This is a genomic window from Pseudomonas sp. HMSC057H01, from assembly GCF_001836405.1.
Lineage (GTDB): Bacteria > Pseudomonadota > Gammaproteobacteria > Pseudomonadales > Pseudomonadaceae > Pseudomonas > Pseudomonas aeruginosa.
On record NZ_KV828411.1, the window covers coordinates 130,439 to 156,782 of the forward strand.

Sequence of the window (26,344 nt, forward strand, 5' to 3'; positions counted from 1 at the left end):
TCGGGCCCTGTTTTCGTTTCCGCGACACGCTTCTCGGCGAAGGGGGCGAATCCTTGCATTTTGCAAGCCCTGTCATCGCCAATTCGGCATTCTGCAACCGTCTCGCTTCCAGCCTATTTTTTAACTTATTGTTTTTAAAGGATTTTATTTTAGAGAAAAACTGGCACAGCGCTTGCGATATCTACTATGCAACTGACGCCAGGAATGGCTGCAGTTTTTCGAAATCCATAGGAGAAACCGCAATGAAATTCAGCAAACTCGCTATTGCCGCTGCTACTGCCACTGCTCTGAGCTTCTCGATGGCCAATGCGTTCGCTGCCCAGCCCATCAGCCTGGCGGCCAACGACACTATGCAGAAAACCGAAGAAGCGGTTTCCGATACCTGGATCACCAGCAAGGTGAAATCCAGCCTGATCGCCAACAAGAATGTCAGTGGCGTCGATATCAAGGTCGAGACCAACAAAGGTGTGGTTTCCCTTTCCGGCAACGTGAAGAGCGATGCCGAGCGTGACCTGGCGATCGAGACCGCCAAGGGCATCAAGGGCGTGAAAGCCGTTTCCGCCGATGGCCTGAAATCGGTCGAGTAAGCGCCCGGGCCGAACGACCCCTTTTCCCTCGTCACCAGGAGGAAGACCGATGAATTCCGATGTGATCAAAGGTAAGTGGAAGCAACTCACCGGCAAGATCAAGGAGCGTTGGGGCGATCTGACCGACGACGATCTCCAGGCTGCCGACGGACATGCCGAATACCTGGTCGGCAAGCTGCAGGAACGCTATGGCTGGTCCAAGGAAAGGGCTGAACAGGAAGTTCGCGACTTCAGCGATCGCCTGTGAACAGGTAGAAAGAAGCCCCGCCGGGATTGCCCGGCGGGGCTTTTTCATGGGCGCTGGATTCAGTCGCCGCGCCGGCTCTGGATGGCGCTGAGGCGGTTGCCCTCGAAACGGACGAAATACAGCATGCCGTTCCATGGGCCATAGATCCATTCCTGGACCTCGACCTCGTAGCGCTTGCCCCATTCCCCGACGACCTCGCGATAACCCAGGCTGTCGCGGCTGCGTGGCTCGCCGCAGCGCGCAAGAACGTCGGCGCTGCTGTCGCCGGTGCTGACCAGGCGGCTGCCGCAACGCAGCGAATCGGCCTGCGCATGTGCCAATGGCAGCAGGGACAGCAACGCCACCAGCCCGGTACGCGGAAGCGAGCGATTCAACGCTTGAACTCGATGCGTTTCAGCTTGTTGGCTTCGAAGGTCAGGATGTAGGTCACGCCGTTGCGCGGGCCGTACACCCACTCCTCGACCTTGAATTCCCGCCGATCGTAGCTGCCCAGGGTATAGCCGACGTCGTCGCGGTGATCCGGATCGCCGCACTTTTGCTGTACTTCGAAGGCCCGGTCGCCGACGCTGACCAGCGCACTGCCGCAACGCATGGTGTCGGCCTGCGCGCTCGCGCAGGCAAGGTAGAGCAGGGGGGCCGCGAGGGCGGCGAATCGCTTGTGCAAGGTATCACTCGCTATCCAGGTGCAATTGGGTGTCGACATTACCCTTGTCTTCGCCTTCGGCGAAACTGACGTCGATCAAGTAGATGCGATCGTCCGGCAACTGGCCTTTCTCCACCAGATAATCCTTGATCCGGGTGGCCCGGGCCTGGCCAATCTGGCGCAGCAGCACTTGGCTCTTGGCCCAGGAAGCGATCACCGCTTCGCGCATCTTCGCGGTGCGTTCGTCGCTGTCCAGTTCTTTCCACTCGGCCGGTGGCTGCTGCTTCAGGCGGGTCCGGTAGATGCCTTCGAGCAGCGGTGCCTGCATGTTCTCCGGTACCTCGAGTTGCTTGGCGTCGCTCGGGACCTTGTCGCCGCGACGCTGGAGCATGCGGTAGTAGGTGTTCTGGTATTCCAGTTCGAGACGCTTGGCGCCGATCGAGGGACCGTCAGCCGCGGCGGAGGCCACGCCTTCCACTTCCAGGCGCAGCGCCGGCCGCTCCTTGAGCGCATCGGCGAGCTTGTCGAGGTTGGCCTGGGCTTCCGGCGTCAGCTCGTCGCTGCCCGCGGCGAAGGGTACCGTGCCGAGATCCTCGTTGCCGCCGGCGGCGAGGCCGGCGATGAACTTGAACGGCGCCTGCACGGCGCGCAGGACCAGGTTGCGCAGGGTCTGCCAGACGATCGGCATGACGCTGAACTCCGGGTTGTTCAGGTCGCCGGCCACCGGCAACTGGATATCGATGTTGCCCTTGGTGTCCTTGAGCAGGGCTACCGCCAGCTTCACCGGCAGGTCCACGGCATCCGGGCTGTCGACCTTCTCGCCGAGTTGCAGGCCTTCCAGCAGGACCTTGTTTTCCGCCTTCAGTTGGCTGCGTTCGATCTGGTAGTGCAGGTCCAGGTTGAGTCGCCCCTTGCGGATGCGGTAGCCGGCGAACTTGCCGGAATAGGGCGTCAGGGTGGTCAGCTCGACGCGCTTGAAGCTGGTGGTGATGTCGAGCTTCTTCAGCGGGTCGAATGGGTCCAGTTCGCCGGCGATGGTCACCGGTGCGTACTTGTCGACCTTGCCCTTGATGTCCACCTTGGCCGGCTGCGAGTTGCGCGTGTCGAGGGTGCCGACTTCGCCGCTGAGCTGCTGGATGGCGGTACCGAACGGCGGCATCAGGGTCAGGTCGGCGAAGTTCGCCGAGCCGTTGTTGATCCGTACGCCGCCGATGTGGATGCCCAGCGGCTTGCTCGCCGGCGCGTTCTTGCTTTCGGCGGCGGCCTTGCCGGACGAACTAGCCGGTTGCGGGATGATCAGCTCGCTGACGTTGGTGCTGCGATCTTCGTTGATGATGAAGCGGGCGTAGGGCTCCTCGAAGGACACGCTCTGGATCGACAGGCTGTCCTCGTGCCGATAGGCGAGGCCGTTGAGGGTCAGCTTGGTCCATTTGACGAAGTCGCGGTCCTTGATGGTATCCAGGGTATGCAACTGGCTGACTTCGGCGCTGCCGTCGACGCTGAAGGCCAGCGGCTCGACGCTCTTCAGGTCGACCGCCAGCTCGCTGCCAAGGAAGCCGCTGCGCAGTTCCAGGCGGATGAACGGCGAGATGTAGGCCTGGGCCACGCGCAGGTCGATGTCGCGGGTACTGACCTTGAGCCTGGCGCTGACCGGGTCGAGCACCACCTGGCCGCTGGCCTGGACCTGGCCGCGGTTGCCGAGGCCGGTCTTGAGCTTGAGGTCGAAGGGGGTCTTGCCGAGGCTGTCGACGTTCTGCAGGTCGAGGTCCAGCGGGCCGACTTCCAGCGGGACCTCGGTGGCCGGCTGGCGATCCACCAGGTGCGCCTTGTAGCCGCGCAGCTGGGCGTCGCGCAGGACGATGTGCCAGGGCTTGGCGGGCGTCTCCGCGGCGGCTTTCGTACTTTCCGGCGGAGGCGTCTTTGCAGTGTCGGCGAGCTGTTGCGGAGAGTCGCTGGCCGCCTTGTCGATTTCCGCAGTCTTGGCCGTTTCCTGCCCGGTTGCCTTGCCGGTCTTCGGAGCCTTGCTCGTCTCTTGCTTGGCTACCTTGTCGGCAGTGCCTTCCGCGACCTTGGCGGACTCTTTGTCGTCCGTTGCCCTTTCCGTCTCGGCGACGCTGGCGTCCTTCTCCGCAGGCCTGTCCTTGCCCGCGTCGCCCGAGGCTATCGCGGCTGCCTTGGCGGCACCGTCGGTTGCCGGTTCGCGGGTGGTCTGCGCCGCGTCGGCCGGGGCAGCGGCGGGATCGGTGTTTTCCGCCGGCTTGGGCGCAGGCGCCTTGCGTGGCGGCGGAGTGAAGTCGGCGAACAGTTTCTGCCAGTCTAGCTGGCCGTCCTTCTCGCGCGCGGCCCAGGCCTCCAGGCCCTGGCTGCGGACTTCGCCGAGCACCACTTCCTGCTTGGCCAGGTCCAGGGTGGTAGCGGCCACGTCGAGGCTGGCGAGCTTGGCCAGCGGCTTGCCCTGGGGCGAATTGATGCTGAAGTCGGCGAGTTTCAGCGCGGCTTTGTCGAGCAGCAGTTGGGTGTCCTTGGACAGGTCCAGGCGATAGTCGCTGGAGAGGCTGACCACGCCGTTCTCCAGCACCAGCGGGGCATTGTCGCGGACATAGGGCCACCAGGCCTTGAGCTGGATATCCTTGACGCTCAGGTGGCCCCTGGACGTGATCGGCACCAGGGTCAGGTCGCCTTCCCAGTCGAGGCGGCCGCCGTTCGGGCCGGTGGCGACCAGGGTCATCTTCGCGCCGTCGTCGGGCAGGGTGCTGAGGTTGTGCAGCTCGAAACCCAGCGGATCGAAGCTGAAGTCCACCGGCTCGCTCGGTCGCAGGTCCTGGAAGTGCAGGCTGCCCTCGGCCAGTTGGATGCGGTCGATGCGCAGCGGGAACGGGTCGCTCGGCTGTTCCGGCTCGGGCGATTCGCTCGGCGGGATCCTGAACAGGCTGGCCAGGTTGAGCTGGCCCTTCTCGTCGAACAGCAGTTCGGTATGCGGACCTTCCAGCTCGACGTCGGCCAGGTGCAGCTGGCGTTTCCACAGGCTGTCCAGCTGCAGGTTGGCGTACAGCCGGCGGAAGGCCAGCTGGGGGTTCTTCTCGTCGCCCAGGCGCAGACCCCAGAGGGTCAATTCCAGGCTGAAGGGGTTGAATTCGATACGTTCGAGACGTGCGGGGACGGTGGCGTATTGCGCCAGTTGCTGGTTGGCGACGCGCAGCCCGATGCCGGGTATGAGCAGGAAGCCCAGCAGGCAATAGACGAGGAAGGTGATCAGCAGGGCGCTGACAGCGCGTTTCAGTCCTTTGGGCATGGCTCTCTTTCGTTTTCCGTTCTAAGCGGTGCGTTGGAGTATGGCACGGCCTCAAGGTTCCGACCGTGATTCGCGCCGTTTCAGAGCCTTTGGACGGGTATTCTTGCTGTCACGGCACGAAAGTTCAGTGACTCACCGGCGGCAGCCCCATGCGCCGGCAGGCTCGATGCATCGAAGCGTTGCGCACCGCCCAGCGCAGCAAGGGTACGCTGCGCCTGACGCTGCCGCGGATCAGGCGGCGTTGCAGCGGACTGAACGGGAGGTCGAGCATCGATCCGGCCCATTCCGGCAACAGCTCGGCGCCTGCGCGCAGCATCAGCGCGCCGAACGGCCTGGCCAGGGTGCTGGGCGCCGGCGCGTTGAAGAGAATCCGCACCACTTCACGGGTGCGTTCGTCGCAACGCAGCCGCGGACGCATCGCCTCCAGGTAGGCGGCGATCTGCTCGCGGTCGCGCGGTACCGCGCGGGCGCCGAGGCGTTCGGCGACCAGGGCGATTTCCGAGTAGTAACGGTCCTGCTCGCTGCCCGGCAGGTCGGGATTGAGATAGCGCAGGTAGGACTTGAGAAAGCTGCTGACCTCGGCGACATGCACCCAGGTCAGCAGGTCCGGGTCGCTGGCGGAGTAGGGCGTGCCGTCGGGCAACTGGCCGATGACGCTTTCGTGGATGCGCCGGACCCGCTCGATCAGTCGCTCGGCATCGGCCAGCGGGCCGTAGGTGGTGGCCGAGATGAACTGGCCGGTACGACGCAGGCGCCCGAGCAGGTCGTCGCGGAAATTGGAGTGGTCCCACACCCCCGCCAGGGCCAGCGGATGGAGCATCTGCAGAAGCAGCGCGCCGATGCCGCCGATCATCATGCTGCTGAAGTCGCCGTGGACCTTCCAGCAGGCGGCATCGGGGCCGAACAGGCCCGGATCGCCTTTCGGCGATTCGAAGTCGACACCGCCGACGGCGAGCCCGGTAAGGCTCAGCACCTGGCTTTCGATATGGCGACGGACGCTTTCCATGGAGGGCTCGCTACGACAGGGCAGGCACGAGCTTAACCCAGGCGCCGGAGCGACTGGAACCGTCCCGCGCCGCAGGGCGCGGGACGGTTGCGCGGGTCAGCGGTTGAGGCGGTTGTCGATCAACCCCTGCACCACTCCCGGATCGGCCAGGGTCGAGGTATCGCCGAGACTGTCCAGCTCGTTGCAGGCGATCTTGCGCAGGATACGCCGCATGATCTTGCCGGAGCGGGTCTTCGGCAGGCTGGGCGCCCATTGCAGGTGATCCGGCTTGGCGAAGCTGCCGATCTCCTTGCCGACCAGGGCCAGCAATTCCTGTTGTAGCGCCTCGCTGGGCTGACTGCCGGCCATCAGGGTGACGAACGCGTAGATGGCCTGGCCCTTCACGTCATGCGGGCAGCCGACCACTGCCGCCTCGGCCACCGCATCGTGCAGGACCAGCGCGCTCTCGACCTCGGCGGTGCCGATCCGGTGTCCGGAGACATTGATCACGTCGTCGACCCGGCCGGTGATCCAGTAGTAGCCGTCCTCGTCGCGGCGCGCGCCGTCGCCGCTGAAGTAATACCCGGGGTAGGGCTTGAAGTAGGTGTCGATCATCCGCTGGTGGTCGCCGTAGACGCTGCGGATCTGACTCGGCCAACTGGCCTTGATCGCCAGTACGCCGCTGCCCGCGCCGTCGATTTCCTTGCCTTTCTCGTCGAGCAGCACGGGTTGCACGCCGAAGAACGGGCGGGTCGCCGAGCCTGGCTTTAGCGCAGTGGCGCCGGGCAACGGGGTGATCAGGATGCTGCCGGTCTCAGTCTGCCACCAGGTATCGACGATGGGGCAGCGCTTCTCGCCGACCACCTGGTAGTACCACTCCCAGGCCTCCGGGTTGATCGGCTCGCCCACCGAGCCGAGCAGGCGCAGGCTGCTGCGCGAGGTCTGGCGGACCGGGGCGTCGCCTTCGCGCATCAGCGCGCGGATCGCGGTCGGCGCGGTGTAGAAGATATTCACCTGGTGCTTGTCGATCACCTGCCAGAAGCGCGAGGCGTCCGGGTAGTTGGGCACGCCCTCGAACATGAGGGTGGTGGCGCCGTTGGCCAGCGGGCCGTAGACGATATAGCTGTGTCCGGTGACCCAGCCGACGTCGGCGGTGCACCAGTAGACGTCGCCATCGTGGTAGTCGAACACGTACTTGTGGGTCATCGCCGCGCCGAGCAGGTAGCCCCCGGTGGTGTGCAATACGCCCTTCGGCTTGCCGGTGCTGCCGGAGGTATAGAGGATGAACAGCGGGTCCTCGGCGTCCATCGCTTCCGCCGGGCAGTCGGCTGAGGCCGCGTGGAGCGCCTCGTGGTACCAGATGTCGCGGCCTTCGACCCAGGGTATGTCGCCCTGGGTGCGCTCGACTACCACCACGGTGGAGACGTCCGGGCAGTCCTTCAGCGCCTTTTCCACATTCTGCTTCAGCGGGATGTACTTGCCGCCGCGCACGCCCTCGTCGGCGGTGATCACGGTGCGGCAGTCGGCATCGAGAATGCGGTCGCGCAGCGAGTCCGGCGAGAAGCCGCCGAACACCACCGAGTGCACCGCCCCGATGCGGGCGCAGGCGAGCATGGCGTAGGCGGCCTCGGGAATCATCGGCATGTAGATGCAGACCCGGTCGCCCTTTTCCACGCCGCGGCTCTTCAGCACGTTAGCCAGGCGGCAGACGTTGTGGTGCAGCTTGCGGTAGGTGATGTGCGCGGATTCGCTGGGGTTGTCGCCTTCCCAGACGATCGCGATCTGTTCGCCGCGGCGTTCCAGGTGGCGGTCGATGCAGTTGTAGGCGACGTTCAACTGGCCGCCCTTGAACCAGGTGGCCTGGCCTTTCCTCAGGTCGCCGTGGTGGACGCTGTGCCAGGGCTTGAACCAATCGAGGAAGGCCTTGGCCTGCTCGCTCCAGAACTCGTCGGGGTTCTCGACGGATTGGCGGTACAGGCGCTGGTAGTCGTCGTCGTTCAGGTAGGCACGCTGGCGGACGGCGTCCGGCACCGGGTGGACGCTGATCTCGAACATGGCGGTTTCCTTTGTTTTTCTGCTCCGCAAGGTGTCGAGAGACCGCACGCGGCCCCTCTTCAGGTTCGACCAAGGGTGGGCCAGGCGAGTGCCATGTTCAAGTGCCAAAGGCGCGAGCGGGGAAGGCGCCGGGGTCAATCGCAGGGCGGAATGAAAAAGCCCGGCCTAGGGCCGGGCTTTGGGGAGGGGCGGATCAGCCGCGATGGCGGCCGCGGAAGAAGTCGATCAGGCCTTGGGTGGAGGCGTCCTCGGCCGGGGTTTCCTCGCTGCCGACCAGGCGCGAATAGACACCCTTGCCGAGTTCCTTGCCAAGCTCCACGCCCCATTGGTCGAAGGCGTTGATGCCCCAGAGGATGCTCTGTACGTAGACCTTGTGCTCGTACATGGCGATCAGCGCGCCGAGGCGGCGGGCGCTGATGCGCTCGACCACCAGGGTGTTGCTCGGTCGGTTGCCCGGGATCACCTTGTGCGGCGCCAGGCGCTGCACTTCGGCTTCCGGCAGGCCCTTGGCGCGCAGTTCGGCCTCGGCCTCCTCGCGGCTCTTGCCGAGCATCAGCGCCTGGCTCTGCGACAGGCAGTTGGCGTACAGCCACTGGTGATGGTCGGCCACCGGGTTGTAGCTGCTCACCGGGACGATGAAGTCCGCCGGGATCAACTGGGTGCCCTGGTGCAGCAACTGATGGTAGGCGTGCTGGCCGTTGCAGCCGACACCACCCCAGATCACCGGCCCGGTGCCGCTGGTGACCGGCGTGCCGTCCTGGCGCACGCTCTTGCCGTTGGATTCCATGTCCAGTTGTTGCAGGTGGTCGGTGATATTCCGCAGATAGTAGTCGTAGGGCAGGATCGCGTGGCTGTTCGCGCCCCAGAAGTCGCCGTACCAGACGCCGAGCAGGCCGAGCAGCACCGGGATGTTGCGTTCGAACGGCGCGGTCTGGAAATGCTGGTCCATGTTGTAGGCGCCGGACAGCAGTTCCTTGAAGTTGGAGATGCCGATGGACATGGCGATCGGCAGGCCGATGGCCGACCACAGCGAGTAGCGGCCGCCGACCCAGTCCCACATGGGGAAGATGTTTTCCTCGCGGATGCCGAAGGCGATCGCGGCTTCCTTGTTGCTGGAGACGGCGATGAAATGGCGGTAGAGCTCTTCCTCGGTGCCGCCCTGGGCCAGGTACCAGGCGCGTGCGGCCTGGGCGTTCTTCAGGGTTTCCAGGGTCCCGAAGGACTTGGAGGAAACGATGAACAGGGTGGTCTCGGCGTTCAGGCGGCTGGCCAGTTCATGGAACTCGCTACCGTCGATGTTCGCCAGGTAGTGGCAGCGCACGCCTTTCTGGGCGAACGGCAGCAAGGCTTCGGATACCAGTTGCGGGCCGAGGAAGGAGCCGCCGATGCCGATGTTCACCACGTCGGTGATCGGCTTTTCGGTATAGCCGCGCCACAGGCCGTTGTGCACGTAGCCCACCAGCTCGGTCATCTGGTGCAGGACGCGGTGGACTTCCGGCATCACGTCGACGCCATCGACCAGCACCTTGTCGCCGATCGGTCGACGCAGCGCGGTATGCAGTACCGGCCGGCGTTCGGAGGCATTGATCGCCTCGCCGTCGAACATCGCCCTGATCGCGTCGCTCAGCCGTGCCTCCTCGGCCAGCTTCACCAGCAGGTCGATGGTGTCCTGGCGAATCAGGTTCTTCGAGAAGTCGAGGAACAGCCCACAGGCGCTGAAGGAAAACCGCTTGAAGCGCTCCGGATCGTCGATGAACGCCTGGCGCATCCTGAAGTCCTGCAGTTCCTGGCGATGGGCGGCCAGGGCGCGCCAACTGTCGAGTTGCGTGGCATCCAGCGGAGTGAGGTGGTGCTTCATGGCTGACCTTCTGGTTGGAATTCGATGGCGCACTTATTTGAACATGAAAAAGCCCGGATGAAACCGGGCTTTATCCAGAGGGGGCGAGGTCAGGCGACCTGTATCGGAATCGCCTCGCTGGTATGGCTGAGCTGGTTGCCCGGCGCCATGTACAGCATGCGCGGCTTGTGGCTGGCCAGTTCGGCTTCGCTGTAGTGTGCGTAGGCGCAGATGATCACGCGGTCGCCGACCTTGGCCTTGTGTGCCGCGGCGCCGTTCACCGAGATCATCTTCGAGCCGTTCTCGGCGCGGATCGCATAGGTGGTGAAGCGCTCGCCGTTGTCGACGTTGTAGATCTGGATCTGTTCGTACTCGCGGATTCCGGAGAGGTCCAGCCAATCGCCGTCGATGGCGCAGGAGCCTTCGTAGTCGAGGACGGCATGGGTGACTTCGGCGCGATGCAACTTGGCTTTGAGCATGATGGCGTGCATGGGGCGACTCCTATCGGGTCCGCGGGGGGCGGCAGAGTATGGCGAGTCCGTGGTGAGCGCTCAAGCCCCCGGGAACCGGGGGCTCGGCATGCGTCAATCGAGGTGGACTGAGAGGTTGTCGATCAGCCGCGTACTGCCCAGGTAGGCGGCGGCCAGGATCACCAGTTGGCGGTCGCCGGGTACCCCGGGGCGCAGGCTGATCGGCTCGCGGATTTCCAGGTAGTCGGGGCGCAACCCGGCCTGTTCCAGGGCCTGGCGGGCGTCGGCGAGCAATGCCGGGAAGTCCTCGGCGCCGGCGCGGATGCGTTCGCCGAGCTGCCGCAGGGTGCGGTAGATCGCCGGGGCGGCGGCGCGCTGCTGCTCGTCGAGGTAACCGTTGCGCGAGGACAACGCCAGGCCATCGGCGGCGCGCACCGTCGGCTCGCCGAAGATCTGCACCGGCAGGTTGAGGTCGCGGACCAGCTTGCGGATCACCGCCAACTGCTGGAAATCCTTTTCGCCGAACAGCGCGAGGTCCGGCTGGACCATGTTCAGCAGCTTGCTGACCACGGTCGCCACGCCTTCGAAATGGCCGGGACGACTGGCGCCGCAAAGGCCTTCGGAGACGCCGGGAACATGGATGCGGGTCTGCCCGTCCATGCCGTCGGGGTACATTTCCTCGACGGTCGGGGTGAACAGCAGGTGGCAGCCGGCTTCGAGCAGGCGTTCCTGGTCGGCTGCGAGGGTTCGCGGGTATGTGTCGAGGTCTTCGCTGGGGCCGAATTGCAGCGGGTTGACGAAGATGCTGACGACCACGAAGTCGGCGCGTTCGCCGGCTTTCTTTACCAGCGCGGCATGGCCGGCGTGGAGGTTGCCCATGGTCGGCACGAAGCCGATGCGCTTGCCTTCGCTGCGGGCGCGCGCCACCGCGGCGCGCAGTTCACGGACGGTCTTGACGGTGTTCATGCGTTGAATCCGTGTTCGGCGGCGGGGAAGGACACGTCCTTGACGGCGCGGACGTAGGCCGCGATGGCGGCTGGGATGCTCTCCTGGCCTTGCATGAAATCCTTGACGAACTTGGGCGAGCGGCCGGTCAGCGAGAGACCCAGCATGTCGTGCATGACCAGCACCTGGCCATCGGTCGCCGCACCGGCGCCAATCCCGATCACCGGGATCTTCACCGCCTGGGTGATCTCTTCGGCCAGCACGCTGGGCACGCACTCCAGCAGCAGCATGGCGGCGCCGGCCTGCTCCAGGGCGATGGCATCGGCGCGCAACTGGCGCGCCTGGGTTTCCTGGCGGCCCTGGACCTTGAAGCCGCCGAACAGGTTGACCGCCTGCGGGGTCAGGCCGAGATGCGCGCAGACCGGCACGCCCATCTGTGCCAGGCGGGCGATCGGCTCCGCCAGCCAGGCCCCACCCTCCAGCTTGACCATGTGTGCGCCGGCCTGCATCAGGCGGACCGCGTCGGCAAGGGTCTGGGCCACGGAATGGCTGGATTCGAAGGCCAGGTCGGTGACGATCAGGGAACCTTTGTTACCGCGTTTCACGCAGGCCGTGTGATAGGCCATTTCCTCGTTGCTGACCGGCAGGGTGCTGTCGTGACCCTGCAATACCATTCCGAGCGAATCTCCGACCAGAAGCACGTCCACGCCGGCCTGGCTGGCGGTGTGGGCGAAGGTGGCGTCGTAGCAGGTCAGCATGGCGATCTTCTCGCCGCTCTGCTTCAACCCTTGCAGGGTGGTCAGGGTTACATCAGGCATGGAAAGGCTCCTCGTTGGGCCGGTGATGAGCCGGCGCGGGGCAAACGGCCACTTATAGTCCGGATGGGGTGGCTCGAAGTCAATTGCAGGTGTTACCGCATTGTTACGGCGTTACTGCCACTGCCGAACGCCGCGCCGCCTGCGGTTGCGCGCGCAGTGTACGCCCATCCGCGGCGTCCTTCGTCAGCTTTTCGGTAACAGTGTGAAGAGCCCGCCGCGAGGTATCCGCGCAGCGGCGGGCAGGCAGGGTCAGGCGCCCGGAAGGCGTTCGATGCCCTCGAACGGACAGGCCGCGAGCAGCTCCGGCAGGTGGCGGCCATCGGGCAGGCGCAGGTCGGGGGCGAGATCGGCGAGGGGATAGAGCACGAAAGCGCGCGCCTGCATGTGGTAGTGCGGCACCTTCAGGCGCGGCAGGTCGAGCAATTGTTCGCCGAACAGCAGGATGTCCAGGTCGAGCGTGCGCGGACCCCAGCGCAGGTCGCGGACGCGCCCCTGTTCCAGTTCGATGGCCTGCAGGGCGTCGAGCAGGTCGAGCGGCGCCAGGGTGGTGTCGAGGGCCGCCACGCCGTTGACGAAGCGCGGCTGGTCGGCGGGGCCGAGCGGGTCGCTGACATAGAGCGGCGAGACGGCGACCAGGCGGGTCTCGGGAAGCCGCTCGAAGGCATCGAGGGCAGCCTGGATCTGCTCGCGCGGTTCGGCCAGGTTGCTGCCCAGCGCCACGTAGACGCGCTGGATCATTCGCCGCTTCCGCCGCTGCCTTCCTTGCGCGGCCCGCGGCGCCGACGGCCGCTGTTGCCGCCGCGGCGACGCTTGCGCGGGGCGCTGCCGTCTTCCTGGCTGACCAGGTCGCGGATCATGTTGCGCCGCTCGCTGTCGCTGACTTCCTGGTAATCGGTCCACCATTGGCCGAGTCCTTCGGTTTCCTCGCCGGCACTTTCGCGCAGCAGGAGGAAGTCGTAGCCGGCGCGGAAGCGCGGGTTTTCCAGGAGCAGGTCGGCGCGCTTGCCCTGGCGTCGCGGCAGACGTTCCTGCATATCCCAGATCTCGCGGATCGGCAGGGTGAAACGCTTGGGAATGGCGATCCGCTGGCACTGTTCGCTGATCAGTTCGTGGGCGGCTTCCTGCATCGCCGGGATGGCCGGCATGCCTTTCTCCTGCAACTGCGCGACGCGTGCCGGCAGGGCCGGCCAGAGCAGTGCGGCGAAGAGGAAGGCCGGGGTTACCGGCTTGCCCTGGCGAATTCGCGCATCGGTATTGGCCAGGGCCTGGCGGATCAGCTTGCCGGTGTAGTCGGGGTTGGCCTGCAGTGCCTTGGCGCTGGCCGGGAACAGCGGCGCGAACAGTTCGTACTCGACCAGCAGTTCGAAAGTGCGCTCGGCCCGGCCGGCGAGGAACAGCTTGAGCACCTCGTCGAACAGGCGCGCCGAAGGGATTTCCCGCAGCAGCGGGGCCAGCCGGCGAATCGGCGTGGCGCTGTGCTTTTCGATCTCGAAGTCGAGCTTGGCGGCGAAACGTACCGCCCGCAGCATCCGCACCGGGTCTTCCAGATAACGCTGCTCCGGATCGCCGATCAGGCGGATCAGGCGATTGCGGATGTCGTGAACGCCATTGGCGTAGTCCAGCAGCCGCTCGCTGGTGACGTCGAAGTACAGGGCATTGATGGTGAAGTCGCGGCGCTGGGCGTCGTCTTCCAGGCTGCCATAGACGTTGTCGCGCAGGATGCGGCCGCTTTCGTTGCTGGACGCGCGGCTATCGCCATCGTCCTGGCCTTCCGGATGATGGGCGCGGAAGGTGGCGACCTCGATGATCTCGCGGCCGAAGTGCACGTGTACCAGTTTGAAGCGGCGGCCGATGATCCGCGCGTTGCGGAATTCGGCGCGGACCTGCTCCGGCGTGGCGCTGGTGGCGACATCGAAGTCCTTGGGAGCGATGCCGAGCATCTGGTCGCGTACGCAGCCCCCGACCACGTAGGCCTGGTAGCCGGCCCGCTGGAGGATCTCGACGACCTTGACGGCGTTCCGGCTGAACTGGTCCCGGCGCAGGGAGTGCTGGTTGTTACCGATGACTTCCGGGGTTGTACGGACGGCGCGCGGACGGCGCAGGGGGGAACGAATGGTCTGGATCAGCTTTTTCAGCATGGATGTGTTATCGGGAGCACGATGTGGGTGATTGCACGCCTGCGTTGCTCAAACAGGACGGACGTCGGGTAATGCTGCGGCATTATCAGGACCTCTCGGGCGAGGCGTGTTCTGTACCCGTTGAATGTTTGGCCCCGCGACGCACAGGGCGTCCCGGGCGCCGGAACCGACTGCGCCATGCATCCTGACAGAAACGAACAGGGGCCGTACATCCTGTTCCCGCGAAGCGGGAGAGGGCCGGGAAGGCTGCGGTGAATCTGGCAAGGCATGCGGATGGCCGCATAGTCTGCGCGGATTCTAGCATTGGATGGGGAAATGGTGTAAGGCGAAGGAAAAACGGGGAAAACGGAGGGAGGGGTGAAGCTACTGGGGGAGCCGAAGCTCCCCCCCAAGTAGGTGCGTGCTTTGTTTTTATTATGATTTCGGGCTTGTTGTTTTTGTTTGTCGACCCGTCCCTTGAGCCAGTCGCTTCAGGGATATCTCCCAGGCTGGGAGTTCAATAGCAAACGGATTGCTTTGGTCGCTGATGCTGCCATGATCGTCGAGCGATCCAACCAGTCTGTGCGCTGCCTCGAGGCAGTTTTATTCTTCTTCCGACTGGCTGCGGGACGGGTCCCGACAGCAACTCCTCTCCAAAAGAATCAGTTAGCTGCGCCTCCGCGATTTTGTTTTTGTTGTGCTGGAGTCGTTACGTGTTGTTTTTATTGTCTTCGTCGTTGCTTGTTATTGTTGTTGTGCCAATACATAAGCAGATGCCGTGCCAGTTTTTCGAAACCCAGTAAAATCAAGGGGTTGAGGTTTTCGGTGGGTCGGCGGAGGGCACAAAAAAACCGGGTTCCCGTTACCGATGAACCCGGTTTCTGTTACGCGGTACGTCCGCGGTAACAGGTTGCAGGGTGTTACGAGTCGGCCGAGGCCCCTGATTTGCGTCGCGGAATGCCCAGGCGCTGGCGGCGTTCCCACAGGCATTTGCGGCTGATGCCCAGCTTGCGGGCCAGCTCGGTCTCGGTCATGTGGTCCTGGTGCTCGAGGACGAAGTGCTGGAAGTAGTCTTCCAGCGAAAGGTCCTCGGTGGGCTCGTGGTTGCTGGCCGCGGCGCCCGCCGGGCCGAGGCCGAGGTCGGCGGCGAAGTCGTCCTCGAGGTCGTCCAGCTCAATGTCGATACCCAGCAGGTCGGCGTGGATTTCCTGGCTCTCGCTGAGGATCACCGCCCGCTCGATGGCGTTTTCCAGCTCGCGCACGTTGCCCGGCCATGGGTAATGGCGGATCGCCTGTTCGGCGTCGTGGGCGAAGCTGAGCGGCGCGCGCCCCATCCGGGTGCACTGGCGAGCCAGAAAGGCGCGGGCGATCTCCATCACGTCGTTGCCACGCTCGCGCAGGGCGGGCAGCTTCAGCGAGATCACATGCAGGCGGTAATAGAGGTCTTCGCGGAATTGCCCGGTCTTGGCCAGGGTCTTCAGGTCGCGGTGGGTGGCGGCGATCAGGCGCACGTCGACCTTCTGCGATTGCACCGAGCCGACCCGGCGGATCTCGCCTTCCTGCAATACGCGCAGCAGGCGGGCCTGGGCCTCCAGCGGCAGTTCGCCGATCTCGTCGAGGAACAGGGTGCCGCCGTCAGCTGCTTCGACCAGCCCGGCGCGCCCGGCGCTGGCACCGGTGAAGGCGCCTTTTTCATGGCCGAACAGCTCGGATTCGATCAGGGTTTCCGGAATCGCCGCACAGTTCACCGAGATCAGCGGCGCCTTGGCGCGCTTCGACAGGTTGTGCAGGGCGCGGGCGACCAGTTCCTTGCCGGTGCCGGACTCGCCCTGGATCAGTACCGTGGAGTCGGTCGGCGCGACCTTGCGAATCTTGCTGTACAGCTCTTGCATCGGCGCACAGGAGCCGATGATGCCTATCTCGCCGTCGGCTGCCGCCGGGCTGGCGCCGCGTTCGCCGCCGGCCTTGCCGCCGTTGGCGGAGACCGGGGCCGCGCTGCGGTTCTCCTGGCGGTCCTTGAGGATGCGCGCCACGGCCTGGAGCATTTCGTCGTGGTCGAAAGGCTTGGCGATGTAGTCCACCGCGCCCATCTTCATCGAATCCACCGCCGAACGCAGGCTGGCGTAGCTGGTCATGATCAGCACCGGAATGCCTTCGGCGAGCTTGATCAGTTCGGTGCCGGGGGCGCCCGGCAGGCGCAGGTCGCTGACCACCATGTCGAAGGAGGGGATGGTGTAGCGCTCCTGGGCTTCCTGCACCGAGCCGGCTTCGCTGACCTGGTACTGGTTGCGCTCCAGCAGGCGTCGCAATGCAGATCGGATAATGGTTTCGTCTTCGACGATCAGAATATGTGCCATGTATTCAGCTCTCTCGACGTGCTCGTCTACAGCTCGGCCGTCGGGCCAGGGTGCCGCGGCAGGGTCACGCGGAAGCGGGTGCCGCCTTCTCGCTGGTGATCCGTCGGGCTCTCGATGGTTATCTGTCCATAATGCTCTTCCACGATCGAATAGACCAGTGCGAGGCCGAGCCCGGTCCCCTTACCGGGGTCCTTGGTGGTGAAGAACGGTTCGAACAACTGGTCCATGATCGCCTTCGGGATGCCGCTGCCCTCGTCCTCGACGACCAGGTCCACGGTATGTTCCGAGGCTTCGCTGCGGACCCGGATCGCGCCGCCCGGCGGGCTGGCGTCGCGAGCATTGGAGAGCAGGTTGATCAGCACCTGGGCCAGGCGCTGCGAGTCGCCCTCGACCCAGTGCGCCGGATCGCAGAGGTTGAAGAACTCTACTTCGACGCTACGCCGGTTCAGCGACAGCAGTCCGATGGCCTCCTGGGCGACTTCGCTCAGGCACACCGGTTCCAGGGCCTGCAGGTGGCTACCGGAGTGGGCGAAGCTCATCAACGACTGGACGATGCGCGATACGCGCTTGGTCTGGTCGAGGATCTGCTCGCTAATCTCGGTCAGCTCGCCGTCGCCTTCGCGCTCCTCGCGCAGGTTCTGCGCCAGGCAGGCGATGCCGGTGATCGGATTGCCGATCTCGTGGGCTACCCCGGCGGCAAGGCGGCCGATGGAAGCCAGGCGTTCGGAGTGGACCAGCTTGTCTTCCAGCAGTTGGGTTTCGGTGAGGTCTTCCACCAGTAGCACCAGGCCGCTGTTACCCGGCGCCAGGGGTTCCTCGATGGCCGCCTTGTGCAGGTTCAGCCAGCGGGTGTGGCCGTCGTAGACCAGGCGCTGCTTGTGCAGGTGCTCGTCGGGGGCGTCGATGAAACGTTCCAGCAGGCCCTTCCAGGGTTCGGGCAAGGCCGACAGGCGCGAACCGACGACCTTCTGCGCGCCGACCCCGGTGAGTTCCTCGATGGCGCGGTTCCACATCAGCACTTCCTGGTCCTTGGCCAGGGAGCAGACGCCCATCGGCAGGTCTTGCAGGGTCTGCCGGTGGTAGCGGCGCAGGGTGTCGAGTTCGGCGGCGAGGCCGGTCAGCCGGGAGTGATAGTCCTCCAGGCGGCTCTCGATGAAGTGGATGTCCTCGGTGACATAGCTTTCTTCGCTGGTCTTGTAGGGAAGGAAGGTCTCCACGATGTCCTGGGCGACACTGGGACCCATCAGCCCGGAAAGGTTCGCCTCGATACGGTCGCGCAAGCGACGCAGGGCATAGGGGCGACGTTCGTCGAAGGGCAGGTGGAGATCGCGCAGGGCCTGCTCGACCTCCTTCTGCGCGGTCTTGGCGCCCAGCGGCTTGGCCAGCTGGCTGGCGAACTCCTGCGGCGAGCCGGCGAACAGTTCGCGGCGTTGCGGACGGCGTACGTTGTCCACCGCGCAGGCCTCGGCGGCGCCTTTTTCCTCGTCGCTGGCCTCGGTGAACAGCGAGACCAGGGTGAATACCAGCACGTTGGCCGCCAGCGAGGACAGCGCCGCCAGGTGCCAGTTGGAGTCGTCCAGCACGTAGATCACGTCGAACAGCGGCAGGTACAGGCCCTGTACGTTCCCCATCAGGGGCAGCAGCATGGTGATCGCCCAGACCAGCATGCCGGCGATCAGCCCGGAGATGAAGCCGCGGCGGTTGGCGGTCGGCCAGTACAGCACCGAGAGGGCGCCGGGAAGGAATTGCAGGGTGGCGACGAAGGACACTATGCCCAGGTTGGAGAGGTCCTGTTCGGCGCCCAGCAGCAGGTAGAAGGCGTAGCTGGCCATGATGATGGCGACGATCAGCAGGCGCCGGGTCCATTTCAGCCAGCGGTAGATGTTGCCCTGCGCCGGCGGCTGGTAGAGCGGCAGCACCAGGTGGTTGAGGACCATTCCCGAGAGCGCCAGGGTCATCACGATAGTCAGCCCGCTGGCGGCGGAGATGCCGCCGATGAAGGCGGCCAGGGCCAGGGCCGGGCTGTCCACCGCCAGGCCGAGGCCGATGGTGTAGTACTCCGGTGTGGTCGAGGCGCCGAGGCGCAGCCCGGCCCAGAGGATCGGCGGTACCGCAAGGCTCATCAGCAGCAGGAACAGCGGCAGGCCCCAGCTGGCGGAAATCAGCGCGCGCGGGTTGAGGTTCTCGGTGAAGATCATGTGGAACATGTGCGGCATCACGATGGCCGCGGCGAAGAACACCAGCAGCAGCGTTCGCCATGGACCCTCGGCCAGCGGCGTGTGCAGGGTGGTCAGCGCGGTCTGGTTCTGCAGCAGCCAGACTTCCAGGCCTTCCGGCCCGCCGAAGACGCCGTACAGGGCGTAGAGGCCGATACTGCCGAGCATCACCAGCTTGACCAGCGACTCGAAGGCGATGGCGAACACCAGTCCCTCGTGGCGTTCGCGGGTGGCGATGTGGCGAGCGCCGAAGAGGATCGCGAACAGGGTGATCAGGGTGCAGAAGACGAACGCGACCCGCTCCTGGGCCGGGTCGCGGGTGAGGATGCTGATCGAGTCGGTGACCGCCTGGATCTGCAGGGCCAGCATCGGCAGCACGCCGATCAGCATGAACAGCGTGGTCAGGGCGCCGGCCCAGGTACTGCGGAAACGGAAGGCGAAGAGGTCGGCCAGCGAGGACAGCTGGTAGGCGCGTGTCACCCGCAGGATCGGATAGAGCAGCACCGGGGCGAGCAGGAAGGCCCCGGAAATCCCCAGGTAGATGGCGAGGAACCCGTAGCCGTACTGGTAGGCCAGGCCTACCGTGCCGTAGAACGCCCAGGCACTGGCGTAGACGCCCAACGACAGGGTGTAGACCAGCGGGTGGCGTACCAGCCGGCGCGGCACGTAGCCGCGCTCGGTGATCCAGGCGATGCCGAAGAGGGTGGAGAGGTAGGCGACGCTGATCAGGATCAGCTGGGTCAGGCTAAAGCTCGTCAGCATCGCGCTGGCTCTGCAGGATGAAAGTGACCACGATGAGGATCAGCCACAGCAGGTACGGGCGGTACCAGGCGCCGTTGGGGTCGATCCACCAGTCCATGATGGCGGGGGAAAAGAGATAGATGCCCACGACCAGGAGCAGGACCAGTCGGTAGATGTACATGCCGCTTCCCTCATGCTTGGGCCGGCAGGCTACAGGCTGCGGGTGGGTGCCGGCAAGCCGCCGGGCGGGCTACAGGCGTTCCTCGGGAAGGGTAGCGCAGCGCGGGATGCGCGTGGCGTCCCAGTGCGCGACGCCCCAGGCCAGCGCCTCGCTGGCGCTGGCCTGGGCCAGTTCGGCCGGCGGCCGCTGGCCGAGCGCGCGCAGGGCGCGGGTCAGCGGCGCGGCGGCCTGCTCGGCGGGCAGCGGCGGGGAGCGGTAGGACTTGCCGAGCTTGTGCCCGTCCGGCTGGACGATCAGCGGCACGTGCAGGTAGCGCGGCTGGCTCAACCCCAGCAGTTCCTGGAGGTAAAGCTGGCGCGGGGTCGAGTCGAGCAGGTCGGCGCCGCGGACGATGTCGGTGATGCCCTGCCAGGCGTCGTCCAGCACCACCGCCAGTTGGTAGGCGTAGAAGCCATCGCGGCGCTGGATGACGAAATCGCCGACCTCGCGGCCGAGATGCTGGCGGACTTCGCCCTGCACGCGGTCGACGAAGCGATATTCCAGCTCCGGCACGCGCAGGCGGATCGCCGCGTCCTCGCGGGCGTGCCCGGCGTCGCGGCAGAAGCCTGGGTAGATCCCGGCGAATCCCTCAAGCTGTTTGCGCGAGCAAGTGCAGGCGTAGGCCAGGCCGCTGCGCAGCAGTTGCTCGACCACTGCGGCGTAGGCCGGGAAGCGTTCGCTCTGCCGCTCCACCGCGCCGTCCCATTCGAAGCCGTAGCGCTCCAGGGTTTCCAGGATCGCCTGCTGGGCGCCCGGGACTTCGCGGGGCGGGTCGAGGTCTTCCATGCGCACCAGCCAGCGGCCGCCGACGGCACGCGCGTCCAGGTAGGAGGCGACGGCCGCCACCAGGGAACCGAAGTGCAGGTAGCCGCTGGGCGTCGGGGCGAAGCGGCCTACATAGGAAGAGGTCATGGCGCGGGCGGTGCGGCGGGGAACGGCGGAAACGAAACGGGGCGCCTTGGCGCCCCGTCGGTCCGGCTCAGGAGCCGAGTTGCTTCTCGCGGATTTCCGCGAGGGTCTTGCAGTCGATGCAGAGGGTCGCGGTGGGGCGTGCCTCCAGGCGACGGATGCCAATCTCGACGCCGCAGGAGTCGCACCAGCCGTACTCTTCGTCTTCGATCAGTTGCAGGGTCTCGTCGATCTTCTTGATCAGCTTGCGCTCGCGGTCGCGGGCGCGCAGTTCCAGGCTGAATTCTTCTTCCTGGCTGGCGCGGTCGGCCGGATCGGGGAAGTTGGCCGCTTCGTCCTGCATGTGATGCACGGTACGGTCGACCTCTTCCATCAGCTCCTGTTTCCATTTGTTCAGGATCGCGGTGAAGTGCGCGCGCATGCGCTCGCTCATGTACTCCTCGCCCTTGGTTTCCTGATAGGGTTCGAAGCCGCGGGTCATCTGCTGGCTGCTCTGTTGTTTTGCTTTGGTGGACATGAATGGCCGCCTCTCACTTTCGCTAATCCTGTCCGCGGCAGGGTTCCCTCGCCGGCTCTCCGGCCCCGCGGTCGCAAGCGGGCGAACTTACCAGAACGATAACCTTGGCGCTACTCCCGGTTGTCGAGGCTGGTGTCGCCCGCGTAATGGCTTGGTTAGAATCGGTTTTTCCTCGCAAAGTTCGGAATATCCATGGCTACCTCCTATAGCGCGCGCAGTCGGGCCATCGAGCCTTTCCATGTTATGGCCCTGCTGGCGCGGGCCAACGAGTTGCAGGCCGCCGGCCACGATGTGATCCACCTGGAGATCGGCGAGCCGGACTTCACCACGGCCGAGCCGATCGTCGAGGCCGGGCGCGCCGCCCTGGCCGCCGGGCATACCCGCTACACCGCCGCCCGCGGCCTGCCGGCGCTGCGCGAGGCGATCGCGAAATTCTACGGCGAACGCTACGGGGTCGACCTCGACCCGCAGCGCGTGCTGGTCACTCCGGGCGGCTCCGGCGCCCTGCTGCTGGCCAGCAGCTTGCTGGTCGACCCCGGCCGCCACTGGTTGCTCGCCGACCCGGGCTACCCGTGCAACAGGCATTTCCTGCGCCTGGTGGAAGGCGCCGCGCAACTGGTGCCGGTGGGGCCGGACAGCCGTTACCAACTGACGCCGGATCTCATCGAGCGACACTGGGATTCAGACAGTGTAGGCGCTCTGGTGGCGACGCCGGCGAATCCGACCGGGACCCTGCTCGATCGCGACGAACTGGCCGGCCTGTCGGGCGCCTTGAAGGCCCGCGGCGGGCACCTGGTGGTGGACGAGATCTATCACGGCCTGACCTATGGCGTGGACGCCGCCTCGGTGCTGGAAGTCGACGACGACGCTTTCGTCCTGAATAGTTTTTCCAAGTATTTCGGCATGACCGGCTGGCGCCTGGGCTGGCTGGTGGCGCCGGCAGCGGCGGTGCCTGAGCTGGAGAAGCTGGCGCAGAACCTCTACATCAGCGCGCCGAGCATGGCCCAGCAGGCCGCGCTGGCCTGTTTCGAGCCGACCACCATCGCCATTCTCGAAGAGCGTCGCGAAGAGTTCGCCCGCCGTCGCGACTTCCTCCTGCCGGCCCTGCGCGAGCTGGGTTTCGGAATCGCCGTGGAGCCGGAAGGCGCCTTCTATCTCTACGCCGATATCAGTGCGTTCGGCGGCGATGCCTACGCCTTCTGCAAGCACTTCATCGAGACCGAGCACGTGGCCTTCACCCCGGGGCTGGATTTCGGCCGCCACCAGGCCGGCCACCACGTGCGTTTCGCCTATACCCAGAACCTGTCGCGCCTGCAGGAAGCGGTGGAGCGGATCGCCCGCGGCCTGAAGAACTGGCGGCCCTGATGCGTTTCGAGCAGCCACTGGAAGAAGGCCGCCTGCTGCGTCGCTACAAGCGTTTCCTCGCCGATATCGAGAGCGCCGGCGGCGAGCGCCTGACCATCCACTGTCCGAATACCGGTTCGATGCTCAATTGCATGAGCGAAGGTTGCCGGGTCTGGTTCAGCCGCTCCAACGACCCCAAGCGCAAGCTGCCGGGGACCTGGGAGCTGAGCGAGACTCCGCAGGGCCGCCTGGCCTGCGTCAACACGGCGCGGGCCAACCGCCTGGTAGAGGAGGCGCTGCTGGCCGGGGACATCGCGGAGCTTGCCGGTTTCACCGCTCTGCGCCGGGAAGTGGCCTACGGCGTGGAGAACAGTCGCGCCGACTTTCGCCTGGAATACCCCACGGGCGCACTGTTCATCGAGGTGAAGAGCGTCACCCTGGGCTTCGACGAAACCGCCGTGGCGGCCTTTCCCGACGCGGTGACGCTGCGCGGCGCCAAGCACCTGCGCGAACTGGCGGCGCTGGCGCGGGAGGGGATCCGCGCGGTGCAGTTGTACTGCGTGAACCTTTCCGGGGCCGAGGCGGTGCGCCCCGCCGACGAGATCGATCCAGCCTATGGCAAGGCGTTGCGCGAGGCGGCGCAAGCGGGCGTCGAGGTGCTGGCCTATGGCGCCGAGGTGACGACGGAAGGATTGCACCTGGCGCGGCGCCTCCCGGTGCGACTCTGAGGCATGGCCGCGCCGTGGGGCGCGGCCACTCGCTCAGCGGCGTTCGAGCAGGACGCCGCTTTCCATGTGGTGGGTGTAGGGGAACTGGTCGAACAGCGCGCAGCGGCTGATCCGGTGCGTGTCGTGCAGTTGGGCGATGTTCTGCGCCAGGGTTTCCGGGTTGCACGAAATGTACAGGATGCGCTCGAAGCGCCGGGTCAGCTCGCAGGTGTCCGGATCCATGCCGGCTCGTGGCGGATCGACGAAGACATTGCCGAAGGCGTAGCTCTTCAGATCGATGTCGGCCAGGCGGCGGAACGGGCGAACCTCGTTCAGCGCCTGGGTCAGCTCTTCGGCCGACAGGCGCACCAGGCTGACGTTGTCCACCGCGTTGTCGGCCAGGTTGGCCAGCGCCGCATTGACCGAGGACTTGCTGATCTCGGTGGCCAGCACCTTGCGTACCCGGGTGGCCAGGGGCAGGGTGAAGTTGCCGTTGCCGCAGTACAGTTCGAGCAGGTCGTCGTCGCGCTGGCCGAGCGCCTCGTAGGCCCAGCCGAGCATCTTCTGGTTGACCTCGCCGTTGGGCTGGGTGAAAGCCCCCTCGGGCTGGCGGTAGCGGAAGCGCCGGCCGGCGACCGACAGTTCCTCCTCCACATAGTCGCGTCCGACGACGATACGCTTGCCGCGCGAACGTCCGACCAGGTTCACGCCCAGTTCCGCCGCGAGCTTTTCCGCTGCCTGTCGCCAGGCGTCGTCGATCGGCCGGTGGTAGCAGAGGGTGATCAGCGCGTCGCCGGCCAGGGTGGTGAGAAACTCCACCTGGAACAGCTTGAAGCCCAGCGCCGGGTCGGCCCAGGCCGCCTTCAGGCGCGGCATCAGTTCGTTGATGCGGCGGCTGGCGATGGGGAAATCCTCGATCAGGATCGGCGTGTGCTTGTCGCCCTGCTCGAACATCGCGTAGTGACGCTTCTCGTTGCCGGTTTCCCGCCACAAGCGGAATTCGGCGCGCAGCCGGTAATGCTCGCGCGGCGACTCGAAGATCTCCGGCGCGGGTGCCGCGAACGGGGCCAGCAATCCGGCGAGGCGGGACTTCTTGTCTTCCAGTTGCGCGGCGTAGGCGCTGGGGTCGAACTGTGGACGGCTCATGCGTTGAAGAAGCCCAGCTTGATCACGAACAGGACGGAGAGGATCACCAGCGCCGGGTTCAGTTCGCGCCAGCGCCCGGACAGCACCTTGATCGCGGTCCAGGAAATGAAGCCGAAGGCGATGCCGGTGGCGATCGAGTAGGTGAACGGCATGGCCAGCGCGGTGACGACCACCGGCGCGGCGACGGTGATGTCTTCCCAGTCGATCTCTGCCAGGCCCGAGGCCATCAGTACGGCGACGAAGAGCAGCGCCGGGGCGGTGGCGAAGGCCGGTACGCTGCCGGCCAGCGGGGCGAAGAACAGCGCGAGGAGGAACAGGATGGCGACGACGATGGCGGTCAGGCCGGTGCGGCCGCCGGCGCTGACGCCCGCGGCGGACTCGATGTAGCTGGTGGTGGTCGAGGTGCCCAGCAGCGAGCCGCCCATGGCGGCGGTACTGTCGGCGATCAGCGCGCGGCCCATCTTCGGCATGTGGCCGTCCTTGCCCATCAATCCGGCGCGCTTGGCGACGCCGATCAGGGTGCCGGAGTTGTCGAACAGGTCGACGAAGAGGAAGGCGAAGATCACGCTGACCAGGCCGATGTCCAGCGCGCCCTTGATGTCCAGTTGGAGGAAGGTCGGCGCCAGCGACGGCGGCATCGAGACCACGCCGCCGAACTGGGTTACGCCGAGCAGGATGGCGATGGCGGTGACCACCAGGATACCGATCAGCACCGCGCCGGTGACGCTACGCGCCTCCAGGGCGACGATCAGGATGAAGCCGAGGGTGGCGAGGATCGGTGCCGGCTTGGTCAGGTCGCCCATGCCGATCAGGGTTGCCGGGTTGTCCACCACGATGCCCGCGTTCTGCAGGGCGATCAGTGCGAGGAACAGGCCGATACCGGCGGCGATCGCCGAGCGCAGCGGCAGGGGGATGCTGTTGATGATCCATTCGCGGATGCGAAAGATCGACAGCAGGAAGAACATGGTGGCGGAAATGAACACTGCGCCCAACGCGACCTGCCAGCTGTGGCCCATGTGCAGCACCACGGTGTAGGTGAAGAAGGCGTTGAGGCCCATGCCGGGGGCCAGGGCGATCGGGTAGTTGGCGATCAGGCCCATGATGGTCGAGCCGATGGCCGCTGCCAGGCAGGTGGCGACGAACACCGCGCCCTTGTCCATGCCGGTCTCGCCGAGGATGCTCGGGTTGACGAAGAGGATGTAGGCCATGGTCAGGAAGGTGGTGATCCCCGCCAGGATCTCGGTGCGCACCGTGGTGTTGTGCGCCTTTAGTTGAAACAGCTTTTCCAGCATGTTGGATTCCCCTGAATGTGCTCTGCAACGATCCCCATGGCGCCAGCAGAAGTGGCCGGCCGCGGAGCCGGCCGCCGACCAGGGAAAACCGAATTTCCGCGTGGCGGGCGTTGCATCGCTGTATCGTCGGCGCGGTACCGCGAACGATCCCGGCAGACGGCTGAGTCCCGAAAATGCGCGAGCCGCATGAAACGACCCACGCACGCCAGGGGCCTCGCGGCGGCCTGCGTGGGGTTCATACGGCTCGAAAAGGCGCGCATCATACCAGTTCGCGGGAGAGGGGTGAATTTCCGCCAGTCTAGTCGATCGTCGCCTCGCGGAAGGCCCTGCTCGCCCGCCCGGCGCGGGCGGCGTTAACATAGGCGTTGGCGTCCGGACGGACGCTCCGCCCAGGTTTTCTGCAGTACCTCATCATGAAACGCTCGAAACTCGCACTCCTTCCGCTGGGCCTGGCGCTGCTGCTGGCCGCCTGCGCCAGCGATCCGCTGCCGATCCCGCAGCACAGCTTCGGGGTCTATGCCACCGCCAGCACGCCTTCCGCGGCGTTCCGCACCCTGGCCGACCCGCAGGGCAAGGCCATGCTGGTGGCGCTGAAGCCCAGCCTGACCCAGGCTGACGTACTCCGCGCCGAGGTCCTGTACGACCAGAACGGTCGACCCGGCGTCGAAGTCACCTTCACCGAACCGGCCGCCCGCCGCCTGGCCGCGCTGACCGGCGAGGCCCGGGGGCGCACTCTCGCGGTACTGGTGGACGGGCGCCTGCGCCTGGCGCCGCGGGTGCGCGAGCCGATCCGCAACGGCAAGGTCTATCTCGACGGGTTGGCTTCGGCCTACGAGGCCAGGGAACTGGCCGATCAGTTGAATGCGCTGGGAAGCCAGCCGGGGCGCTAAGCGCCCGGC

At 65.8% G+C, this 26,344-nt stretch carries 23 protein-coding genes; 5 read left to right on the forward strand and 18 right to left on the reverse strand.

Annotated elements, in window-relative coordinates:
• The first annotated feature begins 242 nt into the window (after positions 1–242).
• Together HMPREF2581_RS05830 and HMPREF2581_RS05835 are read left to right on the forward strand one after the other, a co-directional pair.
• The gene (locus HMPREF2581_RS05830) at positions 243–587 is read left to right on the forward strand and encodes a BON domain-containing protein (protein ID WP_003095177.1); all 345 of its coding nucleotides are present in this window, start codon (positions 243–245) and stop codon (positions 585–587) included.
• Between the two features lie 49 nt (positions 588–636).
• Positions 637–834, forward strand: a complete 198-nt coding sequence (locus HMPREF2581_RS05835; RefSeq protein ID WP_003095174.1) for a CsbD family protein — start codon at positions 637–639, stop codon at positions 832–834.
• Positions 835–893: 59 nt separating this feature from the next.
• Here the strand turns inward: HMPREF2581_RS05835 and HMPREF2581_RS05840 are convergent, their stop codons facing one another.
• The 16 genes from HMPREF2581_RS05840 to dksA all read right to left on the reverse strand — a co-directional run bounded on the left by HMPREF2581_RS05840 (position 894) and on the right by dksA (position 20,956).
• Entirely contained in the window at positions 894–1,208 is a 315-nt protein-coding gene (locus HMPREF2581_RS05840; protein WP_003095173.1) for a DUF2845 domain-containing protein, read from the reverse strand.
• Entirely contained in the window at positions 1,205–1,498 is a 294-nt protein-coding gene (locus HMPREF2581_RS05845; RefSeq protein ID WP_003100541.1) for a DUF2845 domain-containing protein, read from the reverse strand. Before HMPREF2581_RS05845 ends, HMPREF2581_RS05840 begins: the two co-directional genes overlap by 4 nt.
• 4 nt (positions 1,499–1,502) lie before the next feature.
• On the reverse strand, positions 1,503–4,769 hold the full coding sequence (locus HMPREF2581_RS05850; RefSeq protein ID WP_004365379.1) for a DUF748 domain-containing protein: 3,267 nt from the start codon (positions 4,767–4,769) through the stop codon (positions 1,503–1,505).
• Positions 4,770–4,893: 124 nt separating this feature from the next.
• Positions 4,894–5,775 carry an oxygenase MpaB family protein gene (locus HMPREF2581_RS05855; protein WP_003109315.1) on the reverse strand — a complete coding sequence of 294 codons (882 nt, stop codon included), beginning with the start codon at positions 5,773–5,775 and terminating at the stop codon, positions 4,894–4,896.
• 96 nt (positions 5,776–5,871) lie between these two features.
• Positions 5,872–7,809 (reverse strand): acetate--CoA ligase, encoded by a 1,938-nt coding sequence (gene acs, locus HMPREF2581_RS05860; protein ID WP_003135230.1) that lies wholly within the window; start codon positions 7,807–7,809, stop codon positions 5,872–5,874.
• Positions 7,810–8,002: 193 nt separating this feature from the next.
• Positions 8,003–9,667: a glucose-6-phosphate isomerase gene (pgi, locus tag HMPREF2581_RS05865; protein ID WP_003100194.1), complete on the reverse strand. Its 1,665-nt coding sequence runs from the start codon at positions 9,665–9,667 to the stop codon at positions 8,003–8,005.
• 89 nt (positions 9,668–9,756) lie between these two features.
• Positions 9,757–10,137, reverse strand: coding sequence for an aspartate 1-decarboxylase (gene panD, locus HMPREF2581_RS05870; protein WP_003095150.1), 381 nt, complete (start codon positions 10,135–10,137; stop codon positions 9,757–9,759).
• A 93-nt stretch (positions 10,138–10,230) separates the two neighbouring features.
• Entirely contained in the window at positions 10,231–11,082 is an 852-nt protein-coding gene (gene panC / locus HMPREF2581_RS05875; protein ID WP_003109313.1) for a pantoate--beta-alanine ligase, read from the reverse strand.
• On the reverse strand, positions 11,079–11,879 hold the full coding sequence (panB, locus tag HMPREF2581_RS05880; RefSeq protein ID WP_003095147.1) for a 3-methyl-2-oxobutanoate hydroxymethyltransferase: 801 nt from the start codon (positions 11,877–11,879) through the stop codon (positions 11,079–11,081). Before panB ends, panC begins: the two co-directional genes overlap by 4 nt.
• Positions 11,880–12,128: 249 nt before the next feature.
• Positions 12,129–12,617: a 2-amino-4-hydroxy-6-hydroxymethyldihydropteridine diphosphokinase gene (folK, locus tag HMPREF2581_RS05885; protein WP_003100189.1), complete on the reverse strand. Its 489-nt coding sequence runs from the start codon at positions 12,615–12,617 to the stop codon at positions 12,129–12,131.
• Positions 12,614–14,017: a polynucleotide adenylyltransferase PcnB gene (locus HMPREF2581_RS05890; RefSeq protein WP_003135224.1), complete on the reverse strand. Its 1,404-nt coding sequence runs from the start codon at positions 14,015–14,017 to the stop codon at positions 12,614–12,616. The genes folK and HMPREF2581_RS05890 overlap by 4 nt, the downstream gene beginning before the upstream one ends.
• A gap of 899 nt (positions 14,018–14,916) precedes the next feature.
• The gene (cbrB, locus tag HMPREF2581_RS05895) at positions 14,917–16,353 is read right to left on the reverse strand and encodes a two-component system response regulator CbrB (RefSeq protein WP_003095138.1); all 1,437 of its coding nucleotides are present in this window, start codon (positions 16,351–16,353) and stop codon (positions 14,917–14,919) included.
• 26 nt (positions 16,354–16,379) lie between these two features.
• The gene (gene cbrA, locus HMPREF2581_RS05900; RefSeq protein WP_003095132.1) at positions 16,380–19,331 is read right to left on the reverse strand and encodes a two-component system sensor histidine kinase CbrA; all 2,952 of its coding nucleotides are present in this window, start codon (positions 19,329–19,331) and stop codon (positions 16,380–16,382) included.
• Positions 19,315–19,491: a hypothetical protein gene (locus HMPREF2581_RS05905; RefSeq protein ID WP_003095129.1), complete on the reverse strand. Its 177-nt coding sequence runs from the start codon at positions 19,489–19,491 to the stop codon at positions 19,315–19,317. Before HMPREF2581_RS05905 ends, cbrA begins: the two co-directional genes overlap by 17 nt.
• 69 nt (positions 19,492–19,560) lie before the next feature.
• Positions 19,561–20,442 carry a tRNA glutamyl-Q(34) synthetase GluQRS gene (gene gluQRS / locus HMPREF2581_RS05910; protein WP_003146131.1) on the reverse strand — a complete coding sequence of 294 codons (882 nt, stop codon included), beginning with the start codon at positions 20,440–20,442 and terminating at the stop codon, positions 19,561–19,563.
• A gap of 67 nt (positions 20,443–20,509) precedes the next feature.
• Positions 20,510–20,956: an RNA polymerase-binding protein DksA gene (gene dksA, locus HMPREF2581_RS05915; protein WP_003095122.1), complete on the reverse strand. Its 447-nt coding sequence runs from the start codon at positions 20,954–20,956 to the stop codon at positions 20,510–20,512.
• A gap of 192 nt (positions 20,957–21,148) precedes the next feature.
• Here dksA and HMPREF2581_RS05920 point away from each other — a divergent pair, with 192 nt between their 5' ends.
• On the forward strand, positions 21,149–22,321 hold the full coding sequence (locus HMPREF2581_RS05920; protein WP_004365371.1) for a pyridoxal phosphate-dependent aminotransferase: 1,173 nt from the start codon (positions 21,149–21,151) through the stop codon (positions 22,319–22,321).
• Positions 22,321–23,028, forward strand: a complete 708-nt coding sequence (sfsA, locus tag HMPREF2581_RS05925) for a DNA/RNA nuclease SfsA (protein ID WP_004365369.1) — start codon at positions 22,321–22,323, stop codon at positions 23,026–23,028. The genes HMPREF2581_RS05920 and sfsA overlap by 1 nt, the downstream gene beginning before the upstream one ends.
• Positions 23,029–23,061: 33 nt before the next feature.
• On the opposite strand, the gene trmA is transcribed toward sfsA, so the two are convergent.
• Both trmA and HMPREF2581_RS05935 read right to left on the reverse strand, forming a co-directional pair.
• Complete coding sequence (gene trmA / locus HMPREF2581_RS05930) at positions 23,062–24,153, reverse strand: tRNA (uridine(54)-C5)-methyltransferase TrmA (RefSeq protein ID WP_004365367.1); 1,092 nt, start codon at positions 24,151–24,153, stop codon at positions 23,062–23,064.
• The gene (locus tag HMPREF2581_RS05935) at positions 24,150–25,445 is read right to left on the reverse strand and encodes an NCS2 family permease (protein WP_003095114.1); all 1,296 of its coding nucleotides are present in this window, start codon (positions 25,443–25,445) and stop codon (positions 24,150–24,152) included. The genes trmA and HMPREF2581_RS05935 overlap by 4 nt, the downstream gene beginning before the upstream one ends.
• 413 nt (positions 25,446–25,858) lie before the next feature.
• Between HMPREF2581_RS05935 and HMPREF2581_RS05940 the strand changes: the two genes are divergently transcribed.
• Positions 25,859–26,335, forward strand: coding sequence for a SecDF P1 head subdomain-containing protein (locus tag HMPREF2581_RS05940; RefSeq protein WP_003111176.1), 477 nt, complete (start codon positions 25,859–25,861; stop codon positions 26,333–26,335).
• The last annotated feature ends 9 nt before the right edge of the window (positions 26,336–26,344 follow it).

Bases quoted from the DNA above. Each gene is read 5' to 3' on its own strand.
- HMPREF2581_RS05830 (WP_003095177.1), top strand. From the start codon at position 243: ATGAAATTCAGCAAACTCGCTATTGCCGCTGCTACTGCCACTGCTCTG.
- HMPREF2581_RS05835 (WP_003095174.1), top strand. From the start codon at position 637: ATGAATTCCGATGTGATCAAAGGTAAGTGGAAGCAACTCACCGGCAAG.
- HMPREF2581_RS05850 (WP_004365379.1), bottom strand. From the start codon at position 4,769: ATGCCCAAAGGACTGAAACGCGCTGTCAGCGCCCTGCTGATCACCTTC.
- HMPREF2581_RS05855 (WP_003109315.1), bottom strand. From the start codon at position 5,775: ATGGAAAGCGTCCGTCGCCATATCGAAAGCCAGGTGCTGAGCCTTACC.
- acs (WP_003135230.1), bottom strand. From the start codon at position 7,809: ATGTTCGAGATCAGCGTCCACCCGGTGCCGGACGCCGTCCGCCAGCGT.
- pgi (WP_003100194.1), bottom strand. From the start codon at position 9,667: ATGAAGCACCACCTCACTCCGCTGGATGCCACGCAACTCGACAGTTGG.
- panD (WP_003095150.1), bottom strand. From the start codon at position 10,137: ATGCACGCCATCATGCTCAAAGCCAAGTTGCATCGCGCCGAAGTCACC.
- panC (WP_003109313.1), bottom strand. From the start codon at position 11,082: ATGAACACCGTCAAGACCGTCCGTGAACTGCGCGCCGCGGTGGCGCGC.
- panB (WP_003095147.1), bottom strand. From the start codon at position 11,879: ATGCCTGATGTAACCCTGACCACCCTGCAAGGGTTGAAGCAGAGCGGC.
- folK (WP_003100189.1), bottom strand. From the start codon at position 12,617: ATGATCCAGCGCGTCTACGTGGCGCTGGGCAGCAACCTGGCCGAACCG.
- HMPREF2581_RS05890 (WP_003135224.1), bottom strand. From the start codon at position 14,017: ATGCTGAAAAAGCTGATCCAGACCATTCGTTCCCCCCTGCGCCGTCCG.
- cbrB (WP_003095138.1), bottom strand. From the start codon at position 16,353: ATGGCACATATTCTGATCGTCGAAGACGAAACCATTATCCGATCTGCA.
- cbrA (WP_003095132.1), bottom strand. From the start codon at position 19,331: ATGCTGACGAGCTTTAGCCTGACCCAGCTGATCCTGATCAGCGTCGCC.
- HMPREF2581_RS05905 (WP_003095129.1), bottom strand. From the start codon at position 19,491: ATGTACATCTACCGACTGGTCCTGCTCCTGGTCGTGGGCATCTATCTC.
- gluQRS (WP_003146131.1), bottom strand. From the start codon at position 20,442: ATGACCTCTTCCTATGTAGGCCGCTTCGCCCCGACGCCCAGCGGCTAC.
- dksA (WP_003095122.1), bottom strand. From the start codon at position 20,956: ATGTCCACCAAAGCAAAACAACAGAGCAGCCAGCAGATGACCCGCGGC.
- HMPREF2581_RS05920 (WP_004365371.1), top strand. From the start codon at position 21,149: ATGGCTACCTCCTATAGCGCGCGCAGTCGGGCCATCGAGCCTTTCCAT.
- sfsA (WP_004365369.1), top strand. From the start codon at position 22,321: ATGCGTTTCGAGCAGCCACTGGAAGAAGGCCGCCTGCTGCGTCGCTAC.
- trmA (WP_004365367.1), bottom strand. From the start codon at position 24,153: ATGAGCCGTCCACAGTTCGACCCCAGCGCCTACGCCGCGCAACTGGAA.
- HMPREF2581_RS05935 (WP_003095114.1), bottom strand. From the start codon at position 25,445: ATGCTGGAAAAGCTGTTTCAACTAAAGGCGCACAACACCACGGTGCGC.
- HMPREF2581_RS05940 (WP_003111176.1), top strand. From the start codon at position 25,859: ATGAAACGCTCGAAACTCGCACTCCTTCCGCTGGGCCTGGCGCTGCTG.